Source organism: Actinacidiphila oryziradicis, assembly GCF_005047355.1.
GTDB classification, from domain to species: Bacteria; Actinomycetota; Actinomycetes; order Streptomycetales; family Streptomycetaceae; genus Actinacidiphila; species Actinacidiphila oryziradicis.
In genome coordinates, this window is the sequence record NZ_SUMC01000177.1 from 1 (window position 1) to 10004 (window position 10004).

Sequence of the window (10004 nt, forward strand, 5' to 3'; positions counted from 1 at the left end):
CTCATCAAGCTCGAAGCCCGCAACGCCTTCGGCTTCCGCAACCGCGAGCACCAACGCCTACGGTCACGCTGCGCGACCACCAGGCGGAGCCGCAGAGAGGCGAAGCCCGGTTAAATTCGAAGACCCGGTTTCACGATGGTGTGCATGTCGGCGAATTCCTGAGCCCAGTTGCGGGCGCGATCATCGGGAACCGGCCACGGCAGGTCGATCGGGCTGTGCATCCTTGTATTCTGGCAGTGCGTCGGGCCTTGTTGCAGGGTTTTTTGGCAGTGTCATTCCGCGTTCCCGAAGGGATGTTCCGGCCGGGGCTGCATGGGCAATGAACGCACCCGGGGGTCAGGGGAGGCGATCTGCCGGCGGAGCTGCCGGTTCTCCACCTGCGACTGGTGCAGGGCGCCAACCAGCGCCTCGACGTCGGACCGCAGCTGCTTGAGTTCCTTTGCGTCCTCGGCCCGCATCTCCTTGAGTTTGGTCACTTGCCGACGGAGTCGTTTCTCGTTGTCCGGCATGGCCCCCCGCGCGCGGACCTCGTCATAAAAGTCGTTCTTCAGATCCAGGTGGCGCTGGGTGAGCGCGTTCCGGGGAACCTGGGCTTCGGCGGCCAGCGCGACGATGGTCAGCGCGCCGTTGGAGTGCTGGGGTTTGCCCTCCAGAATTCGGTCCATGGCGGCGCGGATGCGGTCGCGTTCGTCGAGTGCCGGGCTCATACGGGGTTCTCCTGGGTGGTGATGCGGGCGTTGTGGTGTTGGTGGACCAGGTCGCGGAAGGCAGCGGCCCGGCCGCGGAGCCGGTCCGCGAGGGGGACGGGGACCAGGCCGGAGGCGGCTTGCTCTTCCAGAGCTCCGGCCTGGGCGGTGAGTTGGGCGGCGTGGTGGTCGGTCCGGGCGATGTTCGCGCAGGTGGACACGCATCGGTTCAGGGTGGGGGTGTCTCTGGTGTCGAGGCGGTGGCAGAGCGCTTTGTCGCGGTTGTAGACACACATCAGGAAGGCGTGCGGGTTGTCGTGGACGGCCAGGGTGGGGTTGCGGAGGATGTCTCTGGCCTGGCGGGCGGTGCGGATCGACCCGGCGAAGGCCGGCGCGTGGGCGGCGGCGTGGATGGCGCGTCGCGCGGCCGGCCCGGAGACACCTGTTCCGGCGGCCAGGTCCTCGTGAAGGGTCGCCAGGGCATCGGCAGTGGCGCGGGCTGTCTCGACGTCGAGCAGGTCGTGAATGCCGTCGCGGCTGCGGGAGGCGTATCCGGAACTGACGGCTGTGCGCATATGGCCGTACTGAATCGCCAGCGCGACCAGTCCACCGGGGCGCCGGGCGATGTGCCAGGCCAAAGTTCGACGGAAGCGCTCGGTGCCGACGGCTCCGTGCGGGTCGGCGGGGATCGCCTCTCGCGCCCGGTTGGATGCGGTGGCCAGGGCGGAGGCCCAGGTGATGAAGTCCTCGACCCGTTTGGTCACCGTGGCCCGGCTCAAGGAGCCTGGATAGGGGCGGTGCAGGGGGAAGTCGTGGGCGGCGGCGTCGAAGAGCAGTCCGCCGTCGGGCGCCATGCGTTCGAGGACGCGGATCGCGGTGGCGGCCGGTGGGATCGCGACCCAGGGGACTTCGCGCATCTGGCCTTGGGAGACGTGGTTTCCGTCCTCGTCCCGGGCCGATTTGAAGACGTGTCCGTGGATCAGCGGGCGGCCTTCGTCCGGGTCGGGGCAGCAGCCCGACCGCAACCCGAGAACCTCCCCGGGACGCATTCCTGTGAGGAATGACAGGGCTATGAAGCAGGCCGTCCCGAGGTGCCGCATGAGGCCCGCGATTTCCGCGTAGTCGAGGTGTTCGGTCCAGGGCTGTCCGTCGATACGGCCTCGGATCGGGGTGGGAAGAGGGCAGGGGCCGGGAAACTGGAGCTTGTAGTCCAGCCAGGTCGTGCGCCTCAGCCGCGAGTTCACCTGGCTGACCGAGGCCCCGGTGATCCCGGCGATGTAGGTGTTGGCGACAGCTCGCTGTCCGGCGTGCGAGAAGGTGGGAAGCCGCAGCCCGCAGGCGAGGAGATCGCCGAGGTAGGCGTCCAGAGCGGCCTTCGACTCGCTGCTGCCGCAGGTCTGTTCGGCCCGTTCCCGCAGTTGGCGGCTGTCGGCCCAGGCGGTGAGGATGTCCTCGGCGAAGTCGTCGACCATGCGAAGCGCCCAGATCAGCAGCGGCCCCATGGTGGCGGGCGTGATCGGCTCGGCGCTGTTCTCGCCCCGGGCCGACGCCGGCGGCAGGTAGTCGTCGATGCCCTCGCGGTTCCAGGGCGGCTCGGTGATGCCTAGCCCCTGCCTTTCGCTTGGGGCCTGTTGCGCTGGGCTGATCGCGCTGGTGGTGGTTGTGGGCTGTTCATCGCCGGGTGGGCATGGCGGGGGCCCGGCGCGCGGGCCGGGTGCTCCAGGGTTCTTCGGGTCGTGGGCGGGCAGCGGTGGGTTTGCCGGTCAGGTGGCCGGTCGGGGCAGGGCCGCCAGGCGGCCGAAGGCCGTGGTCAGTTCGTGGCGCCAGGGCCAGGTTTCGGCGATCCGCAGGTGGATGCGGCGGGCTGCTCGGGTGATGCGGGCGGCGGCGTGCAGCAGCCGGTAGCGGAGTTTCTTGGGTTCGGCGTCGGCGAGTTCGCTGTCCAGCAGCAGGGTGCGGGTCCAGGCGAGCAGGTCGATCGCGGTCAGGGACAGCTCCAGCCATACGGTGTTGACGGCGAAGTGGCGGGAGGGGAAGCGGCCGAAGCCGGTGGTCTTGCCGCAGCGGATGCGGTCCTCAACGCGGGCGTGGGCACGGTGGCGGACCTCCAGGAACTGGAGCGATCCGCCGCTTCCGTGGGGAGTGTCGGTGAGGAAGGCCTGGTGGCGCATGCCCTCGTCGAGGTCGAACAGGGACAGCTGGGCGCCGGGGTGGGGCCGCTCGCGCCGCACGATGATCCGGGTGCCGTCGGGATAACCCGGCAGGTCGACCATGCCGGTCAGTTCGGCGACCTGCGCCCCGTCCCGCAGGGAGCCGTCCTGTTCCAGTGCGGGGTGCCAGACCTGGTCGGGCAGGGCCCGGATCGCGCGGCGGACCGGTTCGGTGACGGCGTATCCGACGGAGAAGGATGTACGGATGCCCCGGTCGCGCTGGGCTCGCACGTGGGCCAGGAACGCCTTGGCGCTGCCGGCGCTGTCGGTGCGGATGAGGATGTCGGTGCCGTAGCGGTGGGCGTCGGGGATCTGGGCCAGGGCCGCGTCCAGGACGGTGATGTGGTCGGCGGCTGTGTTTGCTCCGGCGTTGCCCGGCCGGAGCAGGCCCGACAGTCCCTCGCCGGTGTTGTCCAGGAAGCACAGCAGCGGGTGGAAGCCGAAGCCGCGCTTATAAGTCGGGGCTGCCTGCTCCTTGTCGGAGTGGCAGGTGACCAGGGTGGCGTCGAGGTCCAGGACCAGGCCGGGCAGGTCACGTCCGCCTGCACGGGAGGCCGGGATCCCGTGTCGGGTGTCGGCGGCCTGCAGCCAGGCGGTCTCCCGTGCGGCGGCGCGGGCCGCGCGCAGGGCGGACAGTGTTGCCGGGCCGATGTCGGCCAGCAGGCGCCAGGCGGTGGGGGTGGAGGCGACCGGGCCGAACACGCCGGGCTGGTCGCGCAGAACAGCGAGGTCGGCGATGGCCTCGCCGCCGTCGGCGAGCATCACCGCCAGGTCGGCCGCGACCCGTCCGGGGTCGTGCCCGGTTCCGCGCGGCCGCAGGCGACGTAGCGCGTCGGTGAAGGCGCCGGTCAGGCCGGTGGCGTCGGCGAGGTCCGCCAGCAGGCGGGATCCGGCATGGCTGACCACTCCGCGACCGTCGGCCGAGACGACAAGCTTGGGACGTGACCCGGTAGTGTGCACTTCGAAAGTGCCTTCCCGCTGTGGTGACGGAAGCCCTGGACAAGCCTCATCGTCCCAGCTCAGAACAATGCCGGTGACTTAACAGAACGCTGCTGGTCAGACGGTCCTCGGTGGTTGTTTTGGGGGGACTTCATCCTTCGTGACGCTGGGTAGTTCGTCACGTTCTGGTGATGATCCAGGCAAGCGCCGGACGCAGTAACGGAGCCCCCAGTAGGACAGAAGATCGACCAAGATCCGACTGTCTAATAGGGGCTCCGTTGGGTGCTCAGTCTGCCATCATGCCCGTTCTTGCCGCGAGTGCCGCCAGTGCCGCCACGCCGATTTCGGGGCGTAGAGCGTGGATTCCGGTGGGCGAGCGGTTCGGGGAACGGATCCGCCTGGGTGTGCTGACCCGCTGGCTCACACCGGAGATCATCGACGAGGTACTGGAGAGCACTGGCCGCGTCGAACTTCGACGACGCCTGCTACCCGCTCGGGCGGTGGTGTACTTCGTCCTGGCGTTGTCCCTGTTCGGTAGTGCCGAAAGCGCAGTTCAACCCGGATATCGTGCGGTGTTGCGGACGCTGACGGAGAAGCTGCGACATCTGCCGGGGCTCGGATTCCAGCGGCTGCCGACAAGCTCGGCGCTCACCAGGGCCCGCCGGCGGCTGGGCGAGAAACCACTGCGTGCGTTGTTCGAGGAAACCAGCGGTCCACTGGCGACTCCCGAGGACCTTGGGGCGTACGCCTTCGGGCTGCGGCTGGTCGCCTGGGACGGCACGACCCTGGACGTGCCGGACACCGAGGAGAACGCCGCGGCTTTCGGATTCTCCAACCCGGCCATCAACACCTGTGGAAGTCCGCAGGTCAGGCTCATGGCGCTGGTCGAGTCCGGGACTCACGGGCTCATCGACGCCGCATTCGACGGCGTGGAGCGCGCCAGTGAGTATGTCCTGGCCCGTGCCCTTCTGGCGGCCCTGACCCCGGACATGCTGCTGTTGGCCGACCGCTACTTCGTCGGCTACGAACTATGGGCCGATGCCCGGGCGACCGGTGCCCACCTGATCTGGCGGGTCAAGAAGGGGCAGGTCTTCACACCCCTGCGCGTCCTGCCGGACGGCTCCTACCTGTCGATCATGCCGACCCCCGCGGAGACCCGCCGCCTGGGCGCCGACCGCGCCGCAGGACGCGCCGGGGACGGCACACCCCAGGGTCACCTGGTCCGGATCATCGACTACACCGTGCGCAGTCGCGCCGAGGACGGGTCAACTCGCCACGATACCTTCCGGCTTGTCACCAGTTTGCTGGACCACCGGCGGGCTCCGGCCCGGGAACTCGCCATCATCTACAACGAGCGCTGGGAGATCGAAAACAGTTTCGCGGAACTCAAGAATCGCCTGCGCGGTGCCGGCTTCACCCTGCGCTCCCGGTCGCCCGAACTCATCACCCAGGAGGTCTACGCGCTCCTGACCGTCTACCACGCACTGTGCGCCCTCGAACACGAGACCGCCCGACAGGCCGGCATCGATCCCGACCGGATCTCCTTCAGCGTCACCGTCCAACTCGTCCGCCTCCGCGTCCCCAGCCAGGCCGCCGCCACCGCCAACCGACTCCGCTGGACGCTGGAAGAGGTCGCGACCGAACTCCTCGACGATCTTCTCCCCAGCCGCCGGGACCGACGCTGCGAACGCGTCAAGAAGCCACCGAAGAACAAGTTCGCGATCAAGAGGCGAGACCAGCCGCGCACTCCCAGTAACGTCCACTACGCGTTCAGAGTCACCAAACACCGGCCCCTACCTGCGGAAACGGCTTAAGTCACCGGCATTGCCAGCTCAGAAGGCACTTTCGCTTTCCCGCTCATGATCTGGACACGGCCGCAAGTGAAACGCGCAGGCTAGCGCTTGAGGTGGCCCGAAGGTCAGCGAGTCTCTCGCTGACCTGCCCGGGAGGTCTGCGAGATACGGCCGGAAGAGACAGTAGGTCCCCCTGAGAGCTGTTCGTAAGGGGAAATTCCTTTCCTGCGCCTGTGCCTTGGACTGATCAAGGATCAGCCGCCCCCGAAAGGCTCGCCTCCTACGCGTCGATCAGCTCGTCCCAGTGCTCTCGCGTCCACTCGCAGGCTGCGTCCAGCGGGCCCAGCAGGCCCAGGCCGAGCGGGCCCAGGCCGAGCGGGGTCAGGGCGTACTCGACACGGCGCTCTGTGCCCTCGTACTCCTCCCGTACGACGAAACCATCCCGCTCCAGCCTGCGCAGGGACTGGGTCAGCGATTTAGCCGTGACGCCACGCAGCGGGACCTTGAGCTCCGAGAATCGGCGCGGGCCGTCCTGCAGGCACCGCAGGATCAGCGTGGCCCACTTGTCGCCCACGCGGAACGGCACCAGCGGGGACGGACAGACGGGGTCGAACATCTGGGGATCCAGTGGGGTCCGTTCGGCCTGCGGCTTCGTCATGATTCACACCGTAGGGCGGTATCCGATCGGAAACCAGCCCTCGGCCTACGCTCCCGCCCATGGAAGCGAAGAGCAGCAGGATCATCGTGTTCGGGTCGGGCGGCCGGGTCGGCCGCGCGGCCGTGGCGGAGGCCCGGCGGCGGGGCCACGAGGTCACGGCGGCCGAGCGGGCCGACGGGGAGGTGACAGACCCAGCAGCTGTGGCGCGGCTCGCGGCCGGGCACGACGCGGCGATCGTCGCCGTGTACGACCCCGGGGCGCGCCCCGGGGAGTTCTTCCCCGCCGTCGCCCGCGCCCTCGCGAAGGGGCTCCCGGCGGCTGGGGTGAAGCGGCTGGTGTCGGTCGGGCTGGCGTCCGTACTGCCCACCGCATCCGGGGACTTGCTGATGGACACCCCCGGGTACCCGCAGGAGTGGCGGGAGTTCTACGTCGGCCACGGCGCCGGCACCGAGGCGCTGCGCGCGGCCGCGCCGGAGGCGCTGGACTGGGTGGTGCTGAGCCCGGCGGGGGACTTCGACCACGAGGGCGGGCCCTCCGGCGGGTACGCGCTCGCCCCGGCCGCCGCCGACAGCCGGATCACGCCCGGGGACTTCGCTCGCGCGCTGCTGGACGAGGTCGAGGTCCTGACCCTGCACCGGACCCACGCGGGGGTGTCCGCCGTATGACCAGCACGGTCCACGACAACCCGACCCCCTGGATCGCCGACCACATCCGCCGCTTCGAGGAGACCGGCGGCCACCCCCGCCCCGGAGTGGCCGACCTGCTCCTGACCACCCGGGGCCGCAAGTCCGGCCTGCTGCGCCGCACGGCGCTAGCGTACGTCCGGGACGAGGACGCGTACGTCCTGACGGCGTCCAACGCGGGCGCGGACCGCCATCCAGCCTGGTACCTGAACCTGCTGGCTACCCCGGAGGTCACCCTCCAGGTCAGCGCGGCCACCTTCCCGGCGACGGCCCGGCCGGCCACGGCGGCCGAGTCAGCCCGCCTGTGGCCGGCGGTCGTGGCCGCGATGCCTTCGTACGCCGTCTACCGCACCGCGACGGCCCGGGAGATCCCCTTGGTCCTGGTCACCCCGGCGGGGCGAGCGAGCTGAAGGTCACCCGAACGAGTTCCGCCCACCGATACCCTGCACGCAGAAAGTGCCTTCCGCCTGGACCGACAGAACCCCTCGACAAGGTTCATCGTCCCAGCCCAGAAGGCACTTTCGCGTTACCGCTCATGATCCGGAGCGCGATCAGCTGGTGCTGGACGCTGTTGCGGCTGAGCCCACGCCCGCGTACCAAATGAGAGCCGTAGCCGATGAAGTCCTCGGTGGTGCAGTCCGTGAGGGAGGTGACTCCCCGCTTCTCCAGCCATTCGGCGAAGGCCCGCCAGGTGAGAACGGCCTGGTAGATCTTGTTCGCGCTCTGGCGTGTGCGCCAGGACGGGTGCCGGTTGGTCAGGAAGCTGTCCGGCAGGGCTTGGTTGATCAGCCGGAAGGCGACGAGCTGGAGTTCGGGCCGGAAGGACGGCGGGACCTTGACCCAGTGGATGCGGTGCTGGTCAGCGCTGGGGTTGGCGTTCAGCGGTTCCAGAGTCCAGACCGGATCTCCGTAGCGGGAGACGGGGCCGGTGTAGCCGGTGACGATCCGGGCGGGCGCGATGGTCGGGGTGTCGGGGCCGGGCAGTGGGGCAAGCTCGGCGGCCAGCGCGGTCACAGGTCGAAATGTCCTTTCAGAAGGTGCTCGATGTGTTCGCGGTCGACGGCGGTGACCTGCGTCAGCGCGTCCTGCCAGACCTCGGTGCCGAGGCGGTGCCGCAGGTCGTCCAGGCGGGCGTGGGCGTCGGCCCAGTCGGCGTCCCAGAGCCCGAGGTCCATGACCTCGCGCAGACTGGCGACGGCTCGGTGAAGGTAGGCCAGCCGGGGGTGATGGGCCGGGGTGACACGGGCGTTCGGGCAGGCGGTGCAGAGCAGAAACGATGCCCCGCAGCCGGATCCGGTGGGGGTGAAGGGGCTGTTCTTGTAGTCGGTGCAGCTGGCGGTGGCGGTCTCCAGATCGCCGGATCCGGGCGTGTCGGCGAGCTGGGCCCGCAGCACGGTTCGGCGGGCGTGTTCGAGCGCATCGGTGATGCCGTCGGCGATCACGGGAATGGCGGCCTGGTGGGCCTGGGGCTCGGGCAGCACATAGACGCGGTCGTGGGTGTCCTCGCTGTTTTGTCCCGGCTCGCGCCGGTGCAGGACGTTGACGGTCAAGCGGAGCCGTCGCATCGGCGACCCTCGCATGCCCTGTTTCTGGGCCCAGCACTGGGCGGCGTTGTTGTGCAGGCCGGCGCCGAACATCCCGACCCAGACCTCTTCGGGGTGCGCTCGCACTTTCGGCATGGTCTCGTGCCAGACCAGGAGGCGGTCGAGGTCAGGGGCCCGCTCGGCGACGAGCGCGCGGGCGGCGGCGGTCGCCTCCAGGGCCTGGGTGATCAGGCGCCCCGGGGAATCGGCGCCGAAGTCGGTGAGATTCCGCGTCTCGAAGTGCCGGCCGCTGCCGCGGCGGCGTTTCTCCAGCTCGATCCGGTAGATCGGGAAGCCGCCATCCTCTCCGGAGTCGGGCGTCGCGCGGGGCACCGGCATCTCGGAGACGGTGGTGGCGTTCAGCCCGTGGTCGATCACCAGCAGCACGGCGAGCGCGGTCGCCTCGTCCCGGCTCAGGAAGAGCCGCCGCCAGGTGAACTCCGCCCGCCCGCCGCCCAGGGCGAACACGTAGCGGGAGGTCACCCGAATCCGCCCGTCGGTGCCCTGGTAGCGCGGAACGTGACCGGTGCGGGCCAGGGTGTCCAGGGCCTCGCCGATCAGCCACTGCCTGGTGCCCGGCTCGACGGCGCCGGACCGCCACTTCAGCAGCTGTTCGCGGTTCTCGCTGATCCGCAGGTAAGCGGCGCGGAACATCCGCTGTGCGGCGACACGGATCTGCTGGAAGTCGTCCGGACCGTAGGCGGTCTCCTGCTTCTTCACCCGGGGCAGACGCTTGGCCATGGCCTCGCGGACCGGCTCGGGCAGCCCCGGATCCCTCCGCAGCAGGGCCGCGATCCGGTGGTAGTGCGTGCGGCCGGCAACGGTGACAGGACGGCTCAGCCTCCATGAGTTCCAGAGCGTGACGGTCAGGCCGCCGACGTCCTCGGGCGGGTGCTCCTGCTCGGCGAGGAACCGGGCGAAGACCGTGAGCGCCCGCCAGTTCGCCATGCTGGCCCTGAGGGTGTTCCAGCCGCCGCCCGGTGTGCACCGGGCGGCGAACACCGTCGCCCAGGACTGCCGCATCGCTGCCGCGATCGGCAGGCTAGCGAAGTCGTAACTGCGGGTGGTGCCCTGGACGCTGCGGTGGCGGACCAGGAGGCTGCCCGGCTCCAGGACATCGGGGCCACGGTGGGGCTGGTCCGGCAGGACGGCCGGGCGGCCGCGCCGGCTCATGCGACGTCCATCCGGTCGTCCAGGTCCTGGATTCCCTCGGTCTCCCGGGCGATCCGGGCGAACAGCGAGGTCATCCGCTCTTCCGTCATGCCACCGTCCTGGTCGACGGGCTCGGCGAGCAGGGACCGCAGTTGCAGGTCGGCGACCGGGGCTAATGGTGACGTCGGGTATCGGAACTGTCCGAATGCCTTGGTCACAGCGGTGAAATGGGAGTGCGTCCCGGTGGGGATCCCGGCAGGATGCGATCATGGTTGCCCCCTTGGACGTCCCGCGCTTGGT

10 protein-coding genes are annotated in these 10004 nt (G+C 69.7%); 3 read left to right on the forward strand and 7 right to left on the reverse strand.

Going from position 1 to position 10004, the window contains the following annotated elements; genetic code table 11:
• Positions 1–272: 272 nt before the first annotated feature.
• The 3 genes from FCI23_RS51900 to FCI23_RS51910 form a co-directional block, all read right to left on the reverse strand.
• Positions 273–707 carry a hypothetical protein gene (locus FCI23_RS51900; RefSeq protein WP_136730914.1) on the reverse strand — a complete coding sequence of 145 codons (435 nt, stop codon included), beginning with the start codon at positions 705–707 and terminating at the stop codon, positions 273–275.
• Positions 704–2188 (reverse strand): integrase, encoded by a 1485-nt coding sequence (locus tag FCI23_RS51905; RefSeq protein ID WP_136730915.1) that lies wholly within the window; start codon positions 2186–2188, stop codon positions 704–706. The genes FCI23_RS51900 and FCI23_RS51905 overlap by 4 nt, the downstream gene beginning before the upstream one ends.
• Positions 2189–2449: 261 nt before the next feature.
• Positions 2450–3856 (reverse strand): IS1380 family transposase, encoded by a 1407-nt coding sequence (locus FCI23_RS51910; protein ID WP_136730916.1) that lies wholly within the window; start codon positions 3854–3856, stop codon positions 2450–2452.
• A gap of 278 nt (positions 3857–4134) precedes the next feature.
• On the opposite strand from FCI23_RS51910, the gene FCI23_RS51915 reads away from it, so the two are divergent.
• Positions 4135–5649 carry an IS4 family transposase gene (locus tag FCI23_RS51915; RefSeq protein WP_169317416.1) on the forward strand — a complete coding sequence of 505 codons (1515 nt, stop codon included), beginning with the start codon at positions 4135–4137 and terminating at the stop codon, positions 5647–5649.
• A gap of 259 nt (positions 5650–5908) precedes the next feature.
• Here the strand turns inward: FCI23_RS51915 and FCI23_RS51920 are convergent, their stop codons facing one another.
• Positions 5909–6286, reverse strand: a complete 378-nt coding sequence (locus FCI23_RS51920; protein WP_136730918.1) for a winged helix-turn-helix transcriptional regulator — start codon at positions 6284–6286, stop codon at positions 5909–5911.
• 59 nt (positions 6287–6345) lie between these two features.
• Between FCI23_RS51920 and FCI23_RS51925 the strand changes: the two genes are divergently transcribed.
• A complete protein-coding gene (locus FCI23_RS51925) occupies positions 6346–6951 on the forward strand; it encodes an NAD(P)-dependent oxidoreductase (RefSeq protein ID WP_136730919.1) in 606 nt (201 codons plus the stop codon).
• Positions 6948–7379 (forward strand): nitroreductase family deazaflavin-dependent oxidoreductase, encoded by a 432-nt coding sequence (locus tag FCI23_RS51930; protein WP_136730920.1) that lies wholly within the window; start codon positions 6948–6950, stop codon positions 7377–7379. Before FCI23_RS51925 ends, FCI23_RS51930 begins: the two co-directional genes overlap by 4 nt.
• Positions 7380–7464: 85 nt before the next feature.
• Here FCI23_RS51930 and FCI23_RS51935 read toward each other — a convergent pair whose 3' ends face one another.
• From FCI23_RS51935 to FCI23_RS51945, 3 genes are read right to left on the reverse strand one after another with little or no spacing between them, the layout of a single operon-like run.
• A complete protein-coding gene (locus tag FCI23_RS51935) occupies positions 7465–7983 on the reverse strand; it encodes a hypothetical protein (protein WP_136730921.1) in 519 nt (172 codons plus the stop codon).
• The gene (locus FCI23_RS51940) at positions 7980–9725 is read right to left on the reverse strand and encodes a hypothetical protein (RefSeq protein ID WP_136730922.1); all 1746 of its coding nucleotides are present in this window, start codon (positions 9723–9725) and stop codon (positions 7980–7982) included. Before FCI23_RS51940 ends, FCI23_RS51935 begins: the two co-directional genes overlap by 4 nt.
• The gene (locus FCI23_RS51945) at positions 9722–9922 is read right to left on the reverse strand and encodes a hypothetical protein (RefSeq protein ID WP_136730923.1); all 201 of its coding nucleotides are present in this window, start codon (positions 9920–9922) and stop codon (positions 9722–9724) included. Before FCI23_RS51945 ends, FCI23_RS51940 begins: the two co-directional genes overlap by 4 nt.
• Between the last annotated feature and the right edge of the window lie 82 nt (positions 9923–10004).